The sequence below is a fragment of the Gordonibacter sp. genome, assembly GCF_036667095.1.
Taxonomy (GTDB): Bacteria; Actinomycetota; Coriobacteriia; order Coriobacteriales; family Eggerthellaceae; genus Gordonibacter.
This window is the reverse complement of sequence record NZ_JAVWUP010000009.1, coordinates 15,587-37,115: the sequence shown is the minus strand read 5'-3', so window position 1 is coordinate 37,115 and position 21,529 is coordinate 15,587. Positions and strand designations below refer to the sequence as shown.

The 21,529-nt window shown below is 57.8% G+C and carries 20 protein-coding genes; 3 read left to right on the top strand and 17 right to left on the bottom strand.

Features of this window, described 5'->3' with window-relative positions; translation table 11 throughout:
- The 3 genes from RR842_RS02075 to nrfD (RR842_RS02065) form a co-directional block, all read right to left on the bottom strand.
- Positions 1–348 (bottom strand): GntR family transcriptional regulator (locus RR842_RS02075; RefSeq protein WP_332521874.1); only part of this gene is annotated, 348 nt, incomplete at its 3' end.
- Between the two features lie 108 nt (positions 349–456).
- A complete protein-coding gene (locus tag RR842_RS02070) occupies positions 457–1,425 on the bottom strand; it encodes a slipin family protein (RefSeq protein WP_332713993.1) in 969 nt (322 codons plus the stop codon).
- Between the two features lie 13 nt (positions 1,426–1,438).
- Entirely contained in the window at positions 1,439–2,383 is a 945-nt protein-coding gene (gene nrfD / locus RR842_RS02065) for an NrfD/PsrC family molybdoenzyme membrane anchor subunit (RefSeq protein ID WP_332553168.1), read from the bottom strand.
- Between the two features lie 382 nt (positions 2,384–2,765).
- On the opposite strand from nrfD (RR842_RS02065), the gene RR842_RS02060 reads away from it, so the two are divergent.
- A complete protein-coding gene (locus tag RR842_RS02060; RefSeq protein WP_332512428.1) occupies positions 2,766–3,464 on the top strand; it encodes a TetR/AcrR family transcriptional regulator in 699 nt (232 codons plus the stop codon).
- A 26-nt stretch (positions 3,465–3,490) separates the two neighbouring features.
- Here RR842_RS02060 and hypB read toward each other — a convergent pair whose 3' ends face one another.
- The 9 genes from hypB to RR842_RS02015 all read right to left on the bottom strand — a co-directional run bounded on the left by hypB (position 3,491) and on the right by RR842_RS02015 (position 12,710).
- Positions 3,491–4,192, bottom strand: coding sequence for a hydrogenase nickel incorporation protein HypB (gene hypB / locus RR842_RS02055; protein ID WP_332512426.1), 702 nt, complete (start codon positions 4,190–4,192; stop codon positions 3,491–3,493).
- A gap of 63 nt (positions 4,193–4,255) precedes the next feature.
- The gene (gene hypA, locus RR842_RS02050; protein WP_332512424.1) at positions 4,256–4,648 is read right to left on the bottom strand and encodes a hydrogenase maturation nickel metallochaperone HypA; all 393 of its coding nucleotides are present in this window, start codon (positions 4,646–4,648) and stop codon (positions 4,256–4,258) included.
- Positions 4,649–4,806: 158 nt separating this feature from the next.
- Positions 4,807–6,369 (bottom strand): 4Fe-4S binding protein, encoded by a 1,563-nt coding sequence (locus tag RR842_RS02045; protein WP_332512422.1) that lies wholly within the window; start codon positions 6,367–6,369, stop codon positions 4,807–4,809.
- Positions 6,370–6,583: 214 nt separating this feature from the next.
- A complete protein-coding gene (locus RR842_RS02040; protein ID WP_332521118.1) occupies positions 6,584–7,522 on the bottom strand; it encodes a slipin family protein in 939 nt (312 codons plus the stop codon).
- Complete coding sequence (locus RR842_RS02035; RefSeq protein ID WP_332512418.1) at positions 7,503–7,958, bottom strand: GntR family transcriptional regulator; 456 nt, start codon at positions 7,956–7,958, stop codon at positions 7,503–7,505. The genes RR842_RS02040 and RR842_RS02035 overlap by 20 nt, the downstream gene beginning before the upstream one ends.
- A 98-nt stretch (positions 7,959–8,056) precedes the next feature.
- On the bottom strand, positions 8,057–8,704 hold the full coding sequence (locus tag RR842_RS02030; protein WP_332512416.1) for a molecular chaperone TorD family protein: 648 nt from the start codon (positions 8,702–8,704) through the stop codon (positions 8,057–8,059).
- A 21-nt stretch (positions 8,705–8,725) separates the two neighbouring features.
- A complete protein-coding gene (nrfD, locus tag RR842_RS02025; RefSeq protein WP_332728893.1) occupies positions 8,726–9,697 on the bottom strand; it encodes an NrfD/PsrC family molybdoenzyme membrane anchor subunit in 972 nt (323 codons plus the stop codon).
- Positions 9,698–9,779: 82 nt separating this feature from the next.
- Entirely contained in the window at positions 9,780–10,298 is a 519-nt protein-coding gene (locus tag RR842_RS02020) for a 4Fe-4S dicluster domain-containing protein (protein ID WP_332512412.1), read from the bottom strand.
- 3 nt (positions 10,299–10,301) lie between these two features.
- Positions 10,302–12,710, bottom strand: a complete 2,409-nt coding sequence (locus RR842_RS02015) for a molybdopterin-dependent oxidoreductase (protein ID WP_332728892.1) — start codon at positions 12,708–12,710, stop codon at positions 10,302–10,304.
- Between the two features lie 579 nt (positions 12,711–13,289).
- Here RR842_RS02015 and RR842_RS02010 point away from each other — a divergent pair.
- The gene (locus tag RR842_RS02010; protein WP_332728890.1) at positions 13,290–14,957 is read left to right on the top strand and encodes a DEAD/DEAH box helicase; all 1,668 of its coding nucleotides are present in this window, start codon (positions 13,290–13,292) and stop codon (positions 14,955–14,957) included.
- A 170-nt stretch (positions 14,958–15,127) separates the two neighbouring features.
- Here RR842_RS02010 and RR842_RS02005 read toward each other — a convergent pair whose 3' ends face one another.
- The 4 genes from RR842_RS02005 to RR842_RS01990 all read right to left on the bottom strand — a co-directional run bounded on the left by RR842_RS02005 (position 15,128) and on the right by RR842_RS01990 (position 19,772).
- Positions 15,128–16,198: a helix-turn-helix transcriptional regulator gene (locus tag RR842_RS02005; RefSeq protein WP_332517840.1), complete on the bottom strand. Its 1,071-nt coding sequence runs from the start codon at positions 16,196–16,198 to the stop codon at positions 15,128–15,130.
- Positions 16,199–16,435: 237 nt separating this feature from the next.
- Positions 16,436–18,094: a lipopolysaccharide core heptose(II) kinase RfaY gene (locus RR842_RS02000; protein WP_332512408.1), complete on the bottom strand. Its 1,659-nt coding sequence runs from the start codon at positions 18,092–18,094 to the stop codon at positions 16,436–16,438.
- A gap of 33 nt (positions 18,095–18,127) precedes the next feature.
- The gene (locus RR842_RS01995; RefSeq protein ID WP_332512407.1) at positions 18,128–18,568 is read right to left on the bottom strand and encodes a hypothetical protein; all 441 of its coding nucleotides are present in this window, start codon (positions 18,566–18,568) and stop codon (positions 18,128–18,130) included.
- A 175-nt stretch (positions 18,569–18,743) separates the two neighbouring features.
- Positions 18,744–19,772 carry a DMT family transporter gene (locus tag RR842_RS01990; protein ID WP_332512405.1) on the bottom strand — a complete coding sequence of 343 codons (1,029 nt, stop codon included), beginning with the start codon at positions 19,770–19,772 and terminating at the stop codon, positions 18,744–18,746.
- A 182-nt stretch (positions 19,773–19,954) separates the two neighbouring features.
- Between RR842_RS01990 and RR842_RS01985 the strand changes: the two genes are divergently transcribed.
- Complete coding sequence (locus RR842_RS01985) at positions 19,955–20,845, top strand: LysR family transcriptional regulator (protein ID WP_332512404.1); 891 nt, start codon at positions 19,955–19,957, stop codon at positions 20,843–20,845.
- A gap of 17 nt (positions 20,846–20,862) precedes the next feature.
- Here RR842_RS01985 and RR842_RS01980 read toward each other — a convergent pair whose 3' ends face one another.
- Positions 20,863–21,516, bottom strand: a complete 654-nt coding sequence (locus tag RR842_RS01980) for an HAD-IA family hydrolase (RefSeq protein WP_332522337.1) — start codon at positions 21,514–21,516, stop codon at positions 20,863–20,865.
- Positions 21,517–21,529: the final 13 nt, after the last annotated feature.

The following is a 21,529-nucleotide window of genomic DNA, read 5'->3' as shown; positions in this document are numbered from 1 at the left end:
ATCGTCATCAGACATCCCGACGTTCGAGCAGGTGCGAATAAGGTCGTCGGCAAGTAACTCAACCGTAGTATCCGAAGCCATGGCAGCCCCCACCGAATGACGCTCGGCTACAAAGGTGCCGCGGCCCTTACGGGTGGAAATGTAGCCCTCTCGCTCCAAATCCATGTAGGCGCGGTTCACCGTGTTGTAACTGATGTCGAGATCGACCGCCAAAGCACGCACCGTGGGGAGCCGATCGCCCGCATGGTACTCTCCCGCCCCGATAAGGTAGGCAAGGCGGTTCTTCACCTGTATCCACACAGGCAGACCGCTGCTGTAATCGAGTTGGAATGATTCTAATCGGCTCATACGAGAAGCTTTCTTTTAGTTGCTTGGTAATATTATAGTAGCAAGTCAGCATCGTCGCAGGTGGCATATGTCGTAACTTTCGCGTAATCAACGCAGCTAGCCCCTCGCTCAATCACGAGAGCCATTGCCCACCTTGCCCGAAACTCCCTCGGTAAAGCCATCGCTAAACGAGCTCGGCACGGTAACCACCGCGCTCTTCGACTTTTTAACGGTATCGTACTGCATGAGCATCGTGCGCAACTTGAGCGCCGCCTCAGGGTCGCCGTAGACCCGCGCGGCCTCCGCGAGCATCTCGGCCAGATCGACTTCGACGCTGGCTACCGACATGCGGGCGCTGCGCTCTCTATCAGCCTGAGCCTCAAGCGACATGGCTTCCTGTAATTCGCTGGGAATCACAATGTCGCGCACCTTCACCGAGATGATATCCACGCCCCACCCGGCAGCCTCCTTTTCGATGTCATCCTTTATCTCCACATCCAGCTGGTCGCGTCGCAGGGCCACCTCAGCCACGGTCGAGCGGCCCACCGCCTCGCGCAGGGCCGTCTGCGCCAAGAACGACACCGCCGCGTAATAGTCCTCCACCTCGGTACAGGCCTTCTCAGCATCCCACGCCACCCAGAACAGCACGGCGTCGATGTTCACCGGCACCAGGTCGGCCGTGAGCGTCTTCTCGGCGTAGAACGGCGTGGCGATGGTGCGCTGGTCTACGCGAATGGTGCCGTGCTCGATAATGGGGATGGTGAAGTATAAGCCCGGCCCCACCACGCGATTCAACTTGCCAAGCCGCAGTACAACCACCTTTTCCCAGCTCAACGCAATATGGGTGGACGACAGCACCAAGAGCGCAGCCAGCAGCATGAAGACCACGGCCTCCACCCCGATAGCACCCGTCGCCACATAGAAGGCGCCCAACACTACCGCGCAGGTTGCAATAAACGCGGTAATGCTGAAGATGAGCGCTCCGTTGCGCGACGACTTGCGCGGAACAAAGGTCGTGGCCGCACGGATCTCGGCTTCTTTGTCGTTGAATGCATAGGGCGCATCCCTGAGCACGCGGTCCGCTTTGCGTCGGTTCATAGTTCCTCGCCTTTCATCCCAAGCCCAAGCTCAAGCCATACAGCATATCCGGCATCTGCGTAACATCCCAGGCAGCAACGCCCACGATGCAGAAGCGCAGCGTGAAACCGCCCACCAGCAGCAATGCCGCTATCCACACGAACTGGGTGCGGCTGTTGCCGTGCGTGATGAACCGCTCCAACGCAAACGGCAGTACCATCCCGCCAACCACGATACCGCCCCAGAGCAGCGGTGCCTGCACGCCGGCAACCAGTGCCTCGACCGCAAGACGCGTGCCCTCACCGGCGCTTGCAAGCAGCAGATACGCTGCCAAACACAGCGCCTCAGCAACGATGATTACCCCATCGATACGCGCCAACAGCACCAGCGGCCGCACGAACGGCTGCCGCGCTTCGACAAAGGCAGCGCTCAGGAACACGCAGGCGATACCGCACGATGTCGACGACAGCACGAAGAGCAGGGGCAGCAGGGGTGTCTGCCAGAACAGCACCGAGGCCAGGCTTTGCAGCAAAACGCCCGTATACGCCATGGTCACCACACCGGCCACCACACCAACGCCCGCCAACACATACACCGCCGCCGGACCCCCGCGCACGCCGTCAAGCAGCGCGGCCAGCGAGAACGCACCCGCGCACATCAAGGCAACCACCAGGGCATACGCCCCTACCGAGATAGCAGACAGCTGCGGCGACACCAACAGGCCGAGCAACCGGTCAGGCCGGCCCAAGTCCACCAGCAAGCACAGCATTCCCAGAGCCAATACAACGAAGCAAAGCGGCCATCCTCGGGCGAAGAACTCATCGGGGAGCGCGCATGCTCGCTCGAAGCGGGTCCGTGCGCCCCACGGGCTCGCAGCCCGTCGCCGGGCATTCGCACATTCCAAGACGCTCAATACGACAAGCGCACCGGCACCGGTGCCGCCCAGAAAGAGATAGCACGTGGTAAGCATGCTGAACATGCCAGACCTCGCCCTCCTTCCCCGGAATGCTTGGTGCCCTATTGTCGCAATGTAGTAGTTCAAAGGTATTATAGCACGCGCACAGCTGAAGAAGTGCTGCCCGACTGGCGCGTGCTGGGTTGACGCAAGCAAGCAACCGCAAGCAGCCGCAAGCAAGCACGCTCGACCCACGGGTCGGTCCACGCTCAACCCACACCCAAACCCACGCGCCCGCGCTCAAACGCACGCCCAAGCGTTCAGGCTCCCCATTCAGCCTCGCGTCAAGCCCCAACCCAAACCCCAAGCCCCAACACTCCGCTTCCGACGGAGCCAACCGCACCATCCCGCAAAGCCGTTGAGTGTTCTGTGTATAATAAGGGCAGGAGTAAGGGAAGGGGATTTCATGAAAGCCGATATCCGAGTAGCACGAACGAAGGATGGCCTAAGAAAAGCCTTGCTGGACAGCTTGAAAGAAAAGCCTTTGCAAAAAATAAGAATCTCAGATCTCACCAAACAAGCTGGCGTTTCAAGAAAGGTCTTCTACGACCACTACAGCAGCATCTACGACTTAGTTTTGGACTGCTACGATGCATTTTGCGTCGACCCGCTTTACGTAGTCGATGGAGTCGATATGCGGCTCGGCTGTTTTGATAGCAAGAAAGACGCAACCATATGGTTTATCGAATGCGCAACCAAGCGGCTTGAGTTCTGTCGCGAAAACCCGCAGTTCGCTCAGGTCGCCTACGTGGAAGCCCTCAGTTCTCCCTATCTCATAAATCTGGCGAACAGAAGCGTCGATATCACGAAGGAGTATCTCGAAGACGAATGCCGACGCAAAGAGCTCGGAGATGGCCTTCTCACCAAAGACTTTGTTGCCCGCTATGTATTCCTTGGAGACCAATTCATCATCCACGACTGGGTGAAAGACGGCATGAAAGAGTCCATCGATCGCGTGGCGTGCCGCATGATCTATATGAGTCTCTACGTTGGAGGGTGCCTCCACATCGACGGCAGCGCCGACCAAAGATATCTTGAAGCGGTTCTCGAATACGATGCCCAAAAAGCAGAGGAGCAATCGCAACCGACGGCTCCTCCACAGTAGACTACTTATCTCACAGAAAAACGAGGTTACGACACCTCTACCGGGGTCTTTTCTACTTCCGACGCATCACGGCGTCCCTCGAGCCATGTGGCCAGCTCATCGATACCCTCGCCAGTCCGCGCAGAAACAACGAAAATCTGAAGGTCTGAGTTCAGTGCCCGCGCTTGTTTACGAAGAGCATCCATATCGAAGTCGGGGTTCATCGACAGGTAGTCAGACTTCGTTACCACCAGTGCATCCACAACCGCAAACATCGGCGGGTACTTGTACACTTTGTCGTAGCCCTCAGGCACCGACAAGAGCATGATACGAGAATGAGCGCCCGTATCGAACTCAGCGGGACACACAAGATTGCCGATATTCTCAAGGAACAGATATGCGAACCGCCTATCCGCAAACGCTTCGTATGCCTTTTTTACCATGCCCATTTCTACATGACAGATACCACGCGTATTCAGCTCAACCGAAGCGACGCCGGCCTCTTTGATTTTAAGCGCATCCACATCCGACTCAAGATCAGCCTCTATAACGCCCAGATCAGTCACGCCGCGCGCTTTGAGCCGCGCGATAAGGGCAAGGAGCAAGGTTGTCTTCCCTGCACCTGGCGAGGCCATAATGTCAAGGAAAAAGGTGCCTCTTTGGGCGAGTACGGTACGAAAACTATCCGCAGCCTTGCTGTTGTCGGACAGCACTTCTTGCTTGACTTCTATGACGCGCACATCTTCCATGATGCTAACCTGCCTTCTACCTGTCGTGGATCCCGCCAATGACGCCGCACCCGCAGAATTCAATCACTCCAGCGGCAAAACCGCTTCAGCGGAAGAAACGGCAGCCTCTACGTCGATATTATCGACACGAAACTCGCGGCCCGAAAAAAGACGGTAGTCATGGACCGCGTGACATCGCGGACATTCCCATGTGTCCTCGTTACGGATCTCGATGGGAAATATATTACAACATTGGTTGCAGCGCACATTGACAGGAATACGAGTAATAGCGACCTCGGCGTTTTCCGCGATGGTATCCCGCGCCAAAAACTGAAAAAGGCTTTGGACGTATTCCTCGACCACATCGCTCAGCTCGCCGATAGACAAATGAACCGTTCGTACTCGAGCAATGTTCTTACCTTCGCACTCCGAAAGCACAACGTCTACCACCTTGCGCACTAACGACATCTCATGCATGTAATCCGCCTCCTTTCCTTGATGCTATGGCCAAGCGGGACCGCTCTCTATGAACGACCCCGCTCTCGGCATGCTTACCTCGTTGTATTGGGCCTACCTGAGTAGCTCGGTCTTTACGCACCGCGCTTTTCGAGTACCCTTTTCACCCAGACGCTACGCTATTTCGCAGCGGATTGCGCGGCCGCCATCATGCCTTGAATTTCCTCAGCACTCATAGGATCGCCAATCACTCCATGCTCGAAGCGATAAGCTGCCTTCATGTTGGCATCGTCGAGGAAGTCGCGCGGAAGCTCAAGATTCTCTTCGTCGGGGCGCGGTGCCAGCTCGCGAGCCTTCTCGGGGCAGACATAGGCGCACTGGCCGCAACGGAAGCACATCATGTTGACCTGAGGTGTTCCCCCTTCACCGTCCATCGTAATGGCGTGCACGGGGCAGCGCTGCATGCAGGTTCCGCATTTCTTGCACTTGCTCAGCTCGACCTTGAGGGAATAATGGCTGATCTGCCCGAACGGCTGCGTTGATCCGATAGTCGTAGGATCGCCAAGAGCATTCCACATGCTCATGATCATGCACGAATCGGAGTGGCAGGAGCAGATGGTTTCGCTATCTTTGCCAAAGCAGCTTTGAAGAATGAAACCGTCGTCTGCGGAGCGCTTCATGTAGCTCCCTGCTTGCTCGCGGGTGATCTCACGAGCAATGCCACGGCTGATCCAGTATTCCGCTTCGCGACCCATCATAAGGCAGGTTTCAACACGCTGATTGCAGATGGGCGAAAAGTAATCCTCGAACTCACCCGTCGCGAATTCGGCAAAGGAGGGCTTGTCCTCGATGCCCGCCATGTAGAGGGCATTGTAGCGACAGTAGCACGGCGCAATAGCGAGCTTGTTTTTCGTGTTGATGATCTCCTGCACATCGTCAAACGGAAGAATGACGTTGTCGGTGGTCACCGATTTGTCGCACGGCATCGCATAGAACGTAGGAGTTCCCGTGCCTGCCGTATCCGCAGCGTAATCAAGACCTGCGATTCCGACGTTGTAGCTGCCGTCTCCTGCTGCCGTCCGGTCGAAGTGGTATTCCACAATACCCTGGAAGTAGGGAACCTGGTGGTACACAGTGCCGTCAGCCGTCTCGTAGCGGCAGAGGTATCCCGCAGTGGCCACTCGGTCGCAGACCGCCGTGCATTCTTCACGAGGACGACCGGTTTTTTCATAAAGATCCATGGCCGTAAACTCTACACCCCGGGGCATTTCCAAAAATGCCTGAGCATCTTCTTCGGTGAAGTCTTTGAGGAGAGCTTCCCACGAGAAATCGAAAGGAGTATTGCCGCAGCCCATGCCGTAGGTATGGATAAGTGCGCGAACCTTTGCATACACCACAGGAACAACCGTGCCGTCGGCAAGTTTGAATTCAACCTGCTTGTTAATATAATCCTCGCGGTACTTGTTCAGATCTGCAAGCGGCATGGTAGATCCGCCCAGCGCCGCGATGTCCGCAGGCGTACCCGTCCATCCAGTCAGACTGGAAACGTTAGCGGCCGGTTCGGCCGACCCTTTACCAGGCTTGTCAGCAGCAGACGCGGGCGTGCACCCGACCGCCAAAGCCGCAACGGCGCCAGCCATAGCAGCGCCAACCCCAAGAAAACCTCGCCTGCTGAGGCCCTCTTCGCTTTGCGCGTTAATGGAATATACGACTTCTTCAGTTTCCTGAGTTTTCGTCTTCATTTCGCCTCCCCTTCTTGTCGCTCATTCAGGGATATCAAAATCACCCCTGCCTTTGCTCCATTATGGGAAGAAAGACGCCCCTCTGTAAAGTGACGAAAAGGGGGTAGTATTACTTTTGTTACAGATTGCCACTACTGGGTGCATCTTGGCGCAAGCTGCCCACGTGCGATAGGGTGGGCATTTCTTTAGTGCGGGCTGCTAACGTCCCGCTCGATCAGTCTCGTCCGCAATTCCTACCCACATTGAAACCATCAGCTAGCGCGCTCGGTGCCAGCAAGACGCTTTTGGCATCCCTTGCACCTTCGTACGCCAAGTTCATCGCACGCAATTCCATTGCACGCGGGTTGCGGTCGTACACATCTGCTGCCTCGACGAACATCTCCGAGATATCCTTTTCGACCTCAGCAAGAATAATGCGCGCATCACGTTCCTTCTGAGCCTGCGCTTCGCGCGAGAGAGCATGTTGCAGCTCGCGGGGAATAGAGATATCGCGAATCTCAACCGAGAGCACGGTTATTCCCCATTGCTCGCATTTGGCAGCAAGCGCCTGCTCCAACTCGTGATCGATCTGTTTGCGCCTCATGGAAAGATCAGCCAAATTAATCTGGCCAATAGCATCTCTCATGGCGGTTTGGGCAGACCATAGCACTGCTTTTGGATAATTTTCCACCTCGAGACAGGCTTTTTCGGCATCCCACACCATCCAAAACAAAATGGCATCCACGTCAACCGGAACCAAGTCGGCGGTGAGCGCCTCTTCGGCGGAAAATGAGTCTGCCATAATGCGGTGGTCAACGTACATGGCAGCATATTCAGCAAAGGGAATGACAAAAAAGGGGCCCGGACCCGCAATGCGAGAAAAGCGACCAAACCGAAGAATAGATACACGCTCCCATTGAGGAGCAATACGAATCAACTGTGCCAGCAACCAGCCCGCAAAGAGAGAGGCAATAATAGTTCCTATCGACAGCCAAGGGGAAGTCAGCGCCAAGGTAACCGCGACCCCCATCACGAACATACCTATCGTGAACAGATAGATACCCGACCGAGACGCATCGTTGTTCTCGATTTCCGTCGTAAGGGGGCGATGATGGGACTCTTCAATCTCGCGAAACCGCTCGGCCTCGTCAGATTTATGCGTTCTGCGCTTCATCTCTTCCTCTTTCGCCGCCCATGACGACCCATGCCTTCATTGCACCCTTACCATGAGACATATCGATAGAGCGCTGAACAAGCCCCACGATATCGCACTCGGGCACCCCAAGCTCCTTGCATTGCCTGATGAATTCACCTGCCAGCACCTCTTCGGGATTATCGGTCCCCCCTACGCGCATGCGGGTGCGGGCAACAAACGTGCCCTTTCCCCGCTTCGAGACAATATAGCCGTCGCGCTCGATATCCTGATAGACCTTGCCTACCGTGTTGTAATTGACTCCCAGGTCGACCGCCATTTCACGCACCGTCGGCAGCTTGTCTCCCTCTTGAAAGGCACCCGACTCTATCAAGTACACCAGTCGGTTGCGCAGCTGCAGCCAAATTGGCACACCGCTTTCTTCGTCAATCGATATCTTGCTGGCTGCTTCGCTCACACTCGTCACTCCTTGTCATATTGTTTATTCATTATATGACAATGCTCCCTCGCTCCGCACCGCTTTGTAGCTTTTGCCCCACGATATCCATCTTCGTTTTAAGCCGGAAGCAAAGCCTCATCAAGAAGCGATGCTTCCATGGCAAGAAAACCATCCAACCTGCACGCTACCGGGCGGAAAAAGGAAGCCTTTGGATGGTCTTGGACAAGCTGGCAGAAAAGGGGAATCCACCGGGCAATATGGGTCTGATAGAATTCCTTTTGCTTGGCCGTGTATTCCAAAAACATCGCGTCATCACCACGCTCGGCAGAAGAGGCAGCCAAAGCGCACAGACGAGACATGAAGCTCAGTTCCACCGCGATATGGTCTTCGGGCTGCCTGAAATCCTCCGACACCTCAAATCCCTCAGCGCGATACGCCCGAACCACCTGGTCGCGTTGCTCTTGCATAAGGCAGTTGCTGCTGCTCAGATAGGCCGACTCCGAGGTGAACACTGGCGTTGCGCTCATTGCCAGGAACAATGCCGCGTACTCGCTTCGCAGCTGAGATACCGCTTCCTGCATGTTCAGTCCGACAAGCGGCTCAGCAAAAAACGCCGCGTCATCCGCCCCCGCAAGCGCACTTTCACGCAACCGCTCCACAAATGCCTCGTTAGCTTCCTGGAAAAACAGATCGGCGAACAATGCGTAGCCAAGCGCTCTGTTCTGTGCGAGCTCTTTCGTTTCGCTCAAGTCTGATGAAGACACGATACCCCCTCTATACCACAACTACAAAATAAGGTTATAAACACCCATGATGGCCTGCTGCGTATCCGGACTTACCATTACCCCATGAATACCCGCAGCAAGGATAACGTAGCGCAACGCAAAGCCCCCAACCAGCGCACAAGCCACCGCTATGAAGTGCAGTATCCGAGCAAGCTCTTCGTTTTTTACCAGACCCGTAAGCTCCACCGCACCCAAAACAAACGGGACTACCAAGCCAATGCTCACAACCAAACCCCAAAACGGCATACTCAGCGAACCCTCTATCAGCGTTGATGCCGAAACAAACTGACCTGGGCTACCGCTCGAAAGCGTCAGCAGCAACACCGACAGCACCACGGCCTCGGCTGCCACCAAACCCAACACCGCACCCGTCAACGCTTTCTTCGACCGAGCCGTTTGACTGCCCTTCTCAAGCAAAAGACACGCGATGGTTACCGAGGCACCTGCATCAAGGGCCGATACGGTAAACAGCGTCGGGATAAGCGCGGTATTCCACAGAGGAATGGCACCTGCCGCCATCAGCAGCACGCCGGTGTAGGCGGCAACCAGCAAACCAAGCACCGCACCCACCATCAGCGTAACCCGAACGATGCCCTTTCGAGCCGACTTCAACGGCTTGATAAGGCTTTCGACCGCCGTGGCCAAACGCGGCGTGGAAAATATCGCGCATACGCCAAACACTGCGATAGCCGCGAACAGGAGCCATGCTCCGATAGTCATCCACGACCCAAAATTCACGAAGCTCTTCCACATCATCAAAGCCTGAAGAGGCTTCTCAACCTCCACCACCAGGCAGAGCAGGCCAACCGCAAGCGCACCTGCGCTCACCCAAGGGCTTATCAAAGCCAGACGAGGAAACCTATCCTTCGTTACCAGACGCACGATAGCTGAAACAAAGAACGTTCCGCCCGCAAGACCACCCAAAAACAGATAGATCGCCGGCTCCAAACCCCACATTGACTGTACCGTCATGGAAGCACCCCCTCTCTCTATTCATCCCCCGCCTCGCGCACGGCAGCTGCGGCGCAAGGCGGATATTCTCGTGTAAGGCCAGCTAAACTTGAGATACGTGCGCGAGCGCCTTTGTTGCCTCTTTCTGGGCAATGACCTCGTCTATCTCTTCCTGCGTGCCGAAATAGAGCGCCTGGGTCGGGCACGTGGCAACACAGTGCGGGGTCGGACGCCCCTCTTCATCAACTCCTAGGCTCAAGCACATATCACACTTGTCCATGCCTTCTTCGTCGTAGCTCGGCACGCCGAAGGGACACGCGAAGTAGCAATAGTGGCATCCGATACACTTATCGCGATCAACCACGACAATGCCGTCCTCGCCGCGCTTCGTGATAGCGCCTGCGGGACACACCGACACACATCCAGGCTTTTCGCAGTGCATACATCCCATCGACAAGAACGTGCGCTCCACGTGGGGAAACGTTCCCGACGTGTACTCGATAACGTTTCTGCGCGACGACGTTGCTGCCTTCGTTTCATGCCACTGCTTGCACGCTACCTGGCAAGCCCAGCATTTGATGCAGCGATCGGAATCCGAGTAAATCATCAATTGGTTCGACATGGCCTACCCCTCCCACTTGCTGATCTTGACGAGCGTCTGCTTGGCCGATGCCGTTGAGAATTTATCCCAGTTGTCAGGATTGCTGTCGTATAAAACGTTACATTCGGAACCACCGTCGCCGTTGTCATGTCCGGACAAGCCGAGTTCTTGACAGTCCTGCCACCAACCGCGACGAGCCATAAGGACGTCGGGCGCAATGCCCTCGAAATACTCAGCCGTCAGCAGGCACCAACCATGAGGCGATTCGATTTTCATCCAGTCTCCGTCAGCGATACCATATTGAGCTGCCGTTGCAGGATTTATCTTGCACCAAGGATTCGGCATGATCTCGCGACACCAAGGTAAGTTGTTGCGATGGCTGTGTTGGGCGAGACGATGTCCGTGCACATCAGAGAATACCAGCGGATATTCGTTAGCCAGGTCTTTTTTGGCCAGATTTTCAGGCGGCCCCACATAGACGGGAAGATAGCCAAGCGTCCCCTTGTCAGTGTTGTCCATTTTGCCGCCGAACAGCTCGTGGTAGCACTGTACCTTGTTGTTGGGTAACGTCGAGAACAGTTCCTCGTAGCGGCGATACTCCGGCTCCACAACAATCTGCTGCTCGATAGGACGCTCCACTGCGACGCCTTCATTAGCTTGGCGAAGTTGCTCGAGCGTAAAGCCCGATCCTTCGAGCAGGTATTTGAGTATGCCGTCGTTATCGCCGTCCCACCAGTCTTTCTCGTAACCCATGCGCTTCGACAGTTCGGCGTAGAACTTGTAGTCCGACATCGATTCGCCCAGGGGTTCGACGAGCTTGTGGTTGACCGAGATAAACGTGTGGGTAAGGGTATCGTTCATATGTATCTGATCGCTGGCTTCATACTGCGTGCAGGCGGGCAAAACGATATCGCAATAGTCGCAGGTAGGGTTCCAATGTGTGTCCATGGTAAAGTGGAAATCGCAGAGTTTAAGCAGTTCACGAATGCGTTTTGGCTGACGCAGGCACGAAAGGGAATTCGTGGCATGCGAGAAGATGACACGCGGCTTGTAGGGCTGCTCCGACTCGAGCGCCTCAAGTACACGCGGGTTGCATGATGCCAACGAGTAAGTGAACTTGCCATAAGCCCAACGAGGGAACTCGGGAGCTAAAAGTTTGCTCGTGCCCGGCTGCCAGTCGTTCTTCTTGTCCTCTTCGCTCGCCTCGAGCTTGTCGAATTCGTGGATTGTGGGGAGAAACCAGCCCATGTCGCTCAACTTGAACATGGGGTCGGGGCCTTTGAGGCCAGCTCCGTTGCCGCCCGGTACATCCAGGTTGCCGGTGATGGCTTGAATGAGGAAGATGGATACCGCAGTCCAGGTGCCATCGTTCGTCTGATCGCCAAATCCATTGCCGTCCATGAGGGCCATGGGCTTCATGGTGCCCATCATGCGAGCAACTTCAACGATTTGCTCGGTCGGAACGCCCGTTATGTCGCTAGCCCATTCGGGCGTAAACTGCGTGGCATGCTCGACAAGTTTATCGAAGCCGTTGCACCAGTTGGTGGTGAATTCGTGATCGTACAAGTCTTCTTTGATGATGACATGGAGAATGGCCAGAGCCAAGGCGCCGTCGGTGCCAGGACGAACAGGGACCCATACGTCGGAATGGACGGTCATCGGCTCATACATGGGACGGATATCGACAGTGATCATGCCGCGCTCGGATTGGCGAATGCGGTCGTAGTTTTTACCGCGCGTTTGGTTGACGCCGGTGTTCTCTTTATTAGTGCCCCACGTGACCAAGAGCTTCGTTTTATCGATTTGCCCGGGGAACGTGGAAGCCTTGCCGATGGTGCACGCTTTGGTCGTTTCGCGTTGATCCCAGCAGATACCATTATGGCACCAGTTGGGACTGCCATACAGGTTGAGCAGGCGCATGCCCAGCGTGTCGACGCACTCGGCCGATTGCCCCGAAAAGATGAAAAACGTTTCGGGACCGTACTGCTCTTTGTATTTTTTCAGATTCGAAGCGATGGTGTCCAGCGCTTCATCCCACGTAATGCGCTCAAATTTACCGCTGCCTTTTTCTCCGACGAGCTTCATGGGGTATAGGATGCGCGAGGGATCGTAGACAAGCTGAGGAGCGGAATTGCCTTTAGCACACAAAGTACGACCGCCGTGGCCGGAGTTGTTACCTGCCAGCGGATTACCTTCGACGTGCACGAATTTTCCGTCTTTGACCGTGCACAACGTACCACAGTATGTTTCAGACAAGCCGCACATCTGACACCATACATGTTTTTTGACTACTGAACCCGCCTCCGTGCCTTCCCCCTGCGCTGCATGAGCCACCAGTGGGCTCGCGGAAAGACCCGCAGCAGCCGTAAGCGCACCAAGGGCGGCAACCCCCGAAACAAACGCACGCCTTGAAATATCGTAAGCCTTATCCATTGCTCCTCCTTATCCCCTCTTACCTAGTCCTTGCATACTTATCGTTACGTGAAGCACCGCAAGCGCTCGATCCCCTTGCACCTTCATGCTTTACCTATAAGCATATTATCATATTTATATAGTTCAATACAACTATAAGTTTAAATTCGCTGACCTACGTCAATGCAGTGAACAACCATTCGTTAATCGAACCACCTCTCGAAGCATCTGCCGCCGCTCCGACAGACACGAGCCGAGGATGCCTGTCGGCAACCTTATCTTAGAGGCTCGCTCTCACAACCAAAGCACGCGGGCAGCGATCCTCCGAAAACGGCACTCCTACCTTTCACCTTTCGCTCAGACCAAGTCATGGAGTTTCGCACACAATACCGATTTTTCATCCTTACGCCGCCAGGATAGTACGGAGTCATTCATACTGTGCAGTTGCTTTACACGAAATTCTTTCTCCCTTCTCTTCGCGCAGAACGCCAATAGATTGCGGAAAGCGGCTCGAGTCAAGCGCCAGCACGCCGCAGGAGCGGGTGCGACCAGACGCGAGGCACAGGGCCGCGCGCCAATAAGAGAATGGGACATAAGAATATGACTACCTTTGCCGACCTCGGCTTGTCCGAGACCGCGCTTGTCGCTGTCGAGCGCATGGGATACACCGACCCCACCCCCGTACAGGAGCAGGCCATACCCTTGGTCATGGAAGGCCGCGACCTTATCGCCGCCGCCAGCACCGGTACGGGCAAGACCGCGGCGTTTCTGCTGCCCGTGCTGTCCGCCCTGCCGCGCATGAAGGGCCGCGCCCGCGCGCCGCGCATGCTGGTAGTAAGCCCGACACGCGAACTTGCTCAGCAGATCGCTAACACCTGCATGCAAATCACGCGCCAGACCAGGCATTTCACTACCACGGTATTCGGCGGCACGCCCTATGGGCCGCAGATCAAGGAACTGCGCGGCGGCACCGACGTACTCATCGCCACGCCCGGGCGCCTGAAGGACCTCATGGCCCGCGGCGTCGTTGACCTGGGCGGCATCGAGGTGCTGGTGCTCGACGAGGCCGACCGCATGTTGGACATGGGCTTCTTGCCCGACGTGACCACCATCGTGAACGAAACGCCGGAGAACCGCCAAACGTTGCTGTTCTCGGCCACCATCGACCACTCCATCCAAAAGAACCTGGGCTCCCTGCTGCGCGACCCCGCCATCGTGGAGGTATCCCGCAACGGCGAGACCGCCAAGACGGTCGCCCAGTTCATCATGCCCATCGCCCACAAGAACAAGCAGGAGCTGCTGGAAGCTGTGCTGGACGAGAAGGGCTCAGAGCGCGTGATCGTGTTCGCGCGTACGAAGCACCGCGCCGAGGACTGCGCCGACATGCTCTGCGACAACGGCTACCGTGCCGAGTCCATCCACTCCGACAAGTCGCAGGGTCAGCGCCGCCGCGCACTTGAGAACTTCCGCCGCGGCAAGACGGGCGTGCTGGTGGCCACCGACGTGCTGGCGCGCGGCATCGACGTGCCCGAGGTTGACCACGTGATCAACCTGGACCTGCCCGACATGCCGGAGGACTACGTGCACCGCATCGGCCGCACAGGCCGTGCCGGCGAGGAAGGCTACGCTATCTCGTTTGTCAGCCGCGAGACGCGCGGCACCCTGCGCAGCATCGAACGACTCATCGGCAAAGACATCCCCGTCATGGAGATCGAGACCTACGAGTTGGACCCCAGCCTGCTGACCAAGCCGGAACGAAGCGGCAAGGGTAAGGGTTCCGGGAAGCCCTACGGCAACTCCGGCCGCCCCGCGCGCAGCGGCTCCGGCCGTCCGAGCGGCAAGGGCTACGGCAAGCCCGCCGGACGCTCCACCGCCGACAACGGCTACAAGAGCGAGCATAAGGGAGCAAAAACAGAGGGCAAGGGCGGCCGCAATGGCGAGCTCGCCAAGAAGCACCACGAGGGCCGCGTCGGCGAGGCGCGCGATACCCGCGATGCGCGTAAGGGCAGCGAGTTCAAGCCGAACGGCAGCGCCGCACCGCACGCAAAGAAGAGCGACCGCTCGTATGCCTCCGACAACGCGCGTCCCGCACGCAAAGGCAAGTTCGCCGACGAGCGCGGCAGCAGCAAGGGCGAAAGCTCCTTTCGCGACAGCCACGGCAACCGGACGAAGAACGCGGCCGCCAAGAAGAGCGACCGCAGCAGCAACGGTTACGATTACAGCCGCTTCTCCAAAGAAGACAAGCAAAAGGCCGCCGACCGCGACTAGTTGCTAGCACCAGGAAAGACAGAGCACGAGGGCCGCGACATCATCGTCGCGGCCCTCGTCGTTTCGAAACGAATTCCATTCCAACCAGAGAGACGTCCCGCATGCACCAAGCCCTGACCAGATGCGGTACATTCCCTCCCCCCTGCAAGGCTCGCCCTGCCCGTGGTTCCCTACTGCGCGTCCACGTCGATAGGAGCCACTTTTGCAGCTTCCTTAGCACGCTTGCGTCCTCGCCACCAGCGCGACAAACTGTGCACGAGCCATTCCACCAGCGGGATGGTAAGGAAAGCAACCCAAGCAGGGTGCGGTTGATTCAGTATGAATGCCATATAGCAAAACCATGCAACCACGGCGATAGGGTACGCCCCCGAGATAAGCGGAGCGATGCGACGGCGCCCGACGGCATGACCTACCATGTAGTACACGGGGATGGTCAGGAACAGGAACAGGCCCACTCCCCACGCGCCGTTCAAGATGCCCAGCAGCAGATACACGACAATGACCACGAGCGGGTAGGGAAACTTTACCCACGACTTCTCGAACTCGCGCAGGTAGTGTTTGCGCACAGGAATGGTCGCACCCACCTCTGGCCCATATTTCGCACGCGCGTCATCCATCGTATCGAAACGCTCCCCGTTGACTGAATAGCCACAAGGTCGATACCAGCGATCCTCTTCCCAAACACTGCCCCGATCTTCACCTCGTACGCTTTCCGTCACATGAACGCCGTTCCAGTCAACATGCACCTCATCGCCCTTCTTGGCGTCTTTCACGTGCACACCATCGCGCCAGGATACATGAACGTAGTCATCACCATCAAGGACATGAATACCGCCTAAGCCAATGCGCACTTTAGAGGCTTTGCTGTCCGCTCCCCCCTCATTCACATCGCCCGCATCGCTGCTCTCGTCACGCGAAGCAGAGTCTTCCGACGAAGCAGACCCCTCCCTCGCGCAATTCGTTGAGGAGTCCCCTTGAGTAGACCAACGCTCCGCCGCGCGATCGGCTGCCTCGAATGCTACGTCATCGCGCATCTCATCTTCCACATATAACAGCTCGTCGAGCGAGAGCCCGTAAAGCTGCGCCAGCGCAATGAGGTTGTCGGTGTCGGGCGACGACTCAGAACGCTCCCATTTCGATACGGCTTGGCGCGACACGCCCAGCTGCTCGGCCAGCGCCTCCTGCGACAATCCTGCTTGCTTGCGGCGCGCCGCCAGGCGCTGTGCGATCTCGACGTTCATGAGGTCCCTTTCTCGTTTCGTACATCTTAGCGTACCCAAAAGACTACGGTTGCGAGAAGCCAAGCACGACCTATTCCAGTTGGAATTTTCCGCAACTTTTGGTTGCAGGCTATTTGATCAGGTGAAACTATTTCATTTCTAAAGTCGCAGACGCCTAGGCTGCTAGGTCGAACGAGTCCCGTCCCCAAAGCTCAAGGCCTCACCGCTTCTAAGAAACGCGACCGCACCCGCCCGCGCTCACTTCCGGCGACAGATATCCACGACCACCCACACCGAGAGAACGGCAGCACCCAGGTAGCCGAAGAAGGCAAGCACCGGCACGCCCAGCAAGCGCGGCTCCATACCGGAGAGAGACACCATACTCGACCCCATGAACAAGCCAGCGATGATAATGCCGATAGTCAGGCGGTTGATGATCGTTGCCAAGTGCGATAGCGGCGCGTCGGAACCCAGCATCTCCATGTTCATTTTCAGCTGGCCGCGCGTGAGCATTTTCAACGCCTCGCCCGAATGCTGCGCTGCCTCCACCATGCCGAGCGACGAAGAACGCAGCGCCCGCGCCAGATCCTCCATGGTCGCCCTCAGCTCGTCTGCCGGATCTTTCGATCGCTGGATATGGGCATTGATGATGGACACGACGTTCTGGTTCGGAATGAAGGGCGCGATGGTGCCCTCCAGCGTGACGATACCGCGCGAAACGCTGGTGATGGATGACGGAAGCGTGACTCTGCAGGAGCGGGTAAGCAGCAGGATATCGGTGAGGAACTGGCCGATATCGATATCGGCCACATCGCAGGCGCCGTAGTCGCCCAGCAGCATATCGAGATCGGCCAAAAAGCGAGTATGATCGATGGCCGCGTTGTCCTTGGCAATGGCAAACGACAGCAGCGCATCCTTGAGCTCGGTGGCGCTCATCAGGCCCACCGCCTGGATGATGCTGCCGAACCCGGCCCGGTCGCGCGGCGAGAGCCGCCCCATAATTCCCAGGTCGATGTAGACGATCTTCCCGTTGCGGACAAGCAGGTTGCCCGGATGCGGGTCGGCGTGGAAGAACCCATGGTCAAGGATCTGTGAGGCGTAGTTGTCCAGGATCTTCTCGCCAATCTCCTCGAAATCGTAGCCCGCCGCCTCCAGTCGCACCAGATCGAGGATGGGGATACCGTCGATGTATTCCATGACCAGCACGTACTCGTCGCAGAATTCCGGATACACCTTCGGGCATTCGATGAATGCCACGTCCGCGTTCAGCAGTGCGAACTCCTGGAGGTTCGCCGCCTCGCGGGCGAAGTCCGTCTCCTCAAGGAAGGTGGCCCACAGCTCCTCGACCACATCGCGCAGGTCCAGCATCTGCGTGTCCTTCATGAAGCGAGACGCATGACGCGCCACGATGCGCATGATGTCGATGTCGAGGGCCATAGTGGCCTTCACGCCGGGGCGCTGGATCTTCACCGCAACCGTGTCGCCGGTGACCAGGCGCGCCTTGTGCACCTGGGCAAGCGACGCGCTACCGAGCGGCGTGGGGTCGATGGCATCGAAGATGTCGCCCTTGCGCTCGCCATAGACGTCGTCGAGGGTGGAGAGTATCTGCTCGAACGGCAACGGGTCGCATTCCATCTGTAGCTTCGCCAACTCGTCGCAGTAGGCCTTGGGCAGTATCTCGGAGCGGGTGGAAAGCGTTTGGCCGATCTTCACGAAACTGGGGCCCAGATCTTCCAGCATTGCGCGGAACGACTCGGGCGAAAACCCGCTCAGGAAGCGGTGCCGCCGTAGAATGGAGAATATCTCCCTTAAACGGCGGGCACGCGTTTGGCGGCTGAGGTTAAAGCGCCCTTCGGGATCAACCTCGGCACCGGAGTTGAAGAAATATTTAAGTAGGTTGTTCTCTGATAAAGCCACGGCGGCCGTCCTGTCGTCGCGCTCTCGCGCTACTTACGCGCCGGGAGTCTGCGACGCTGCCGGAGCCTCGGCACCGGCAGGGGCGACCGGGGTTTCGGGGGAAGCCGGAGCTTCCGGCGCTGCGGGGGTTTCCGAACCTGCCTCGGCAGCCGATGCTTCCACCGGCGACGCGTCGCCCACCTCGGCTGCCGGATACGGCTTCGCCGCGAACTCGGCGGCCTTGGCAGCGAATGTCGCACGCTCTTCCGGAGTCATGGTGGCCATACGCACCTCCAGAAGGTCGTAGCGTGCCGTAGCAGCCGCTTCCTCCGCCTTGTGCTTCAGCTCGGTGTTGATCTGCTTGCCTTGGTCGACCGTAATCTCGCCCTTGGCAATAAACTGGTCAACCAGCTCCTTCGACTTCTCGGCGCCAATGGCCATAGCACCGATACCTGCTAGAAAAATATCCTTGAATCCATCGCCTATGGTAGCCATAAGAGCCTCCTTATCTGCGCGATTCAGCCCGCTTCGCGCAGAGGCGCGACGGGACCCGTACCCTCATGATGCACCAATTCGCGCAAAAGGGCAATGGATGAGACCACTTGTCAGAAAATGGCAACAAGCGACGAAGGCCGAGCTGCAAGGTACCCGAAAAGAGACTCCGCAGTCATCAGGATCGATCAAACGCCCGCTGGGGTGGCGGCACACTCAGATGCGGCAGGGCGACCGAGGCCGTTGTCGTCGCGTCGGCAAACGCAGGAGCATACGCCGGCTCGAGAACAAGCTCTCCTTCTTCGACCACGCGTTCGGGAACCTCGCCCGTGCGTCCGTCGATCCACGTCTCGGCCACCACACACACGATGATGAGGGCTGCACCTACAAGCCCGATAACCGACAATGTCTCTCCCAAGATAACCCACGAGAACAGCGCCGTGAAGATCGGCTCCCCCGTAAGCAGCATGGACACCGTAGAGGAAGGCAGTTTCGTCAGCGCCATGTTCTGCAATGCAAACGTCAGACACGTACTGGCCAGCGCCAGAAACACTATAGTTCCCCAAGCGATCGGTTGCACCGCCGCTATGTCCAGTGGCTTATCGAACAGGAGCGCCCCCACCAAACAGGCAACGAAGGTGACCCCGATCTGCGTCCCCGAGACCGTGATCACGTCCATGCGTGCCAGACCGCGTTCGCCGAACACAAGCGCACCTGCAAGGGAGAGGGCCGTAACCAGTGCGCACACCTCGCCCAGACCGAATGAGAACGAACCGCCGCTCGAGCACAGCAGGTACAGGCCCACTACAACCGCTGCCTGAAACGGCAGATGAGCCAGCTTGTAGCGCTGACGCAGGACAAGGGCGGCCACGAAGGGGGTGAATACCACCGGGAGCGCCATAAGGAACCCGACGTTCGTTGCCGTGGTCAGATCGAGCGCGATGTTGCAGAAGATATAGGATACCGCCATGCAGAGCGCCGCCGGCAGCCAGTCGCCAAGACGCGCGCCTTTCAGCCCCCGCACCATACGCGGGCCAAAGAGCACCGCGAACACCGCAGCGGCAAGCCCGAAGCGGATGACCAGGCACCACAGGGGCGAGATGCTCTCGTAGGCAAGCTTCGTGATCGCGCTGCCCGAGCCGAAGATAAGCGTCTGCAGCACCACGCTGGCAATGCATATGCTCCGTATGTTCATCAACCGAGCCACAGAGGACCCTCCTCAAACGATGCCGCAAACGACCCCAAGCCCCGTCCTTGCGAGGCGGTGGAATCTCTGATTTGGATTGATGAACATGGTAGTGCTTGGTAGAAAGAAAGTAAAACGAGAATTTCTTTAAGCAATTTAAAGTATTTCTTGTTTATACTGGCAGAAAGACCGGAGGAGGGGCCATGGGCAACCAGAAATATGAAGCGTTCTTGAAAGTGGCCGAAACGGGCAGTTTCAAGGAAGCGGCGCGCGAGCTGGGCTACACGCAAGCCGGCATAAGCTACCTGGTGAACACGCTAGAGCGCGAGTTCGGCGTGCCGCTGCTGGTACGCGAGTACGGAGGGGCGCACCCCACGTCCGACGGAGTGGCCATCATGGAGCAGGTGCAGGATGTCTGCAATGCCGAGCGCCGCCTTGAAGCACGGCTGGCCGAGCGCAAGCATCTAGAGGGCGGCTCAGTGCACGTAGCCACATTCACCAGCACCGCCATCCAGTGGCTGCCGGGCATAGCCAAGCGCTTCGAGGACCTGCATCCCGCCATCAAGCTGGATCTGACCTGTATCGACGACCAAAACGAGCTGGAAGAGATGATGTGGCGGGGCGATGCCGACTGCGGTTTCGCCGTGTTCCCCGTCAAGCGGGACCTGCACATGATCCCCCTCGTGCGCGACCCCCTGCTCGTGGCCGTGGCCTGCGATCACCCGCTGGCAGGTGAGGGAAGCTTCCCCGCCGAAGCGCTGGAGGCCGAACCCTACGTGCGGCTGGAGAGCGGCGTCTACTCGGAGATGGACGAGCTGTTCCGCCGAAACGGCGTGGAGCCGCACGTGCGCTTCACCATTGCGAGCGATTACGCCGTCATGTCGCTGGTAAGCGCGGGGCTGGGCTACAGCGTCCTGCCCGGCCTGATCCTGCGCGACGCCCCCTTCCCCCTTGTCAGCATGCCCCCCGAGGTGCCTACCGACCGCGAGATAGCCGTCTGCGTGCGCTCGATGGAAACCGCCAGCGCCGCGACGAGGGCGTTTCTGGAGGTGACGCAGGAGTGGGTTGAAAAGGAATACCGGGAGAGGGGCTGAATCGGCTTGCTGAGAACCTACCCCACCCTTAACAAACCCGGCAACTCTTCGATGCTCGCGCAGATGCAGTCCGGAGACTCCGCGCGCAGCACGCTTTCAGGAAACATCCCCCAGAGAGCAGCAACGGTCTTGCACCCCGCCCCGTTGCCGGCCAGCATATCGAAAGGGCTGTCGCCAACATAAACGCATTCCGAAGACCGCAATCCCAGCAAATCGCATCCATGCAGAACCGGACCCGGATCGGGCTTATGGGAGGCCCAGTCGTCCGATCCGATAAGACAGTCGAAGCTATCCTGCAGCCCGAAAGCAGCAAGGCCCTGCAAAGCAGGCGCTCGACGCTTCGACGTCACCACGCCAAGAGGATAGCCCATGCGGCGCAGCTCAACCAAAGCGTCAACGGTGCCGGGGAATATCCGAATAAGGTCGTCGTGCACCTGGGCGTTATACTCGCGATACGTGCGGCACAGCTCCTCATGCACGGCAGCATCATTCGTAAAGTCCCACATCTGCGTATTAAGGGGCTGCCCCACCTTGGCCATGAGACGTTCATCGGGAATAACCTCGTTCAGCACGGCCCGCATGGTATAGCGAAACGACGCGAGCAGCAAACGCTCGGTATCAAGCAGCGTTCCGTCGAGGTCGAACAGCACGCCACGCACTCCGTCACCCACCCGCATCGCCTCG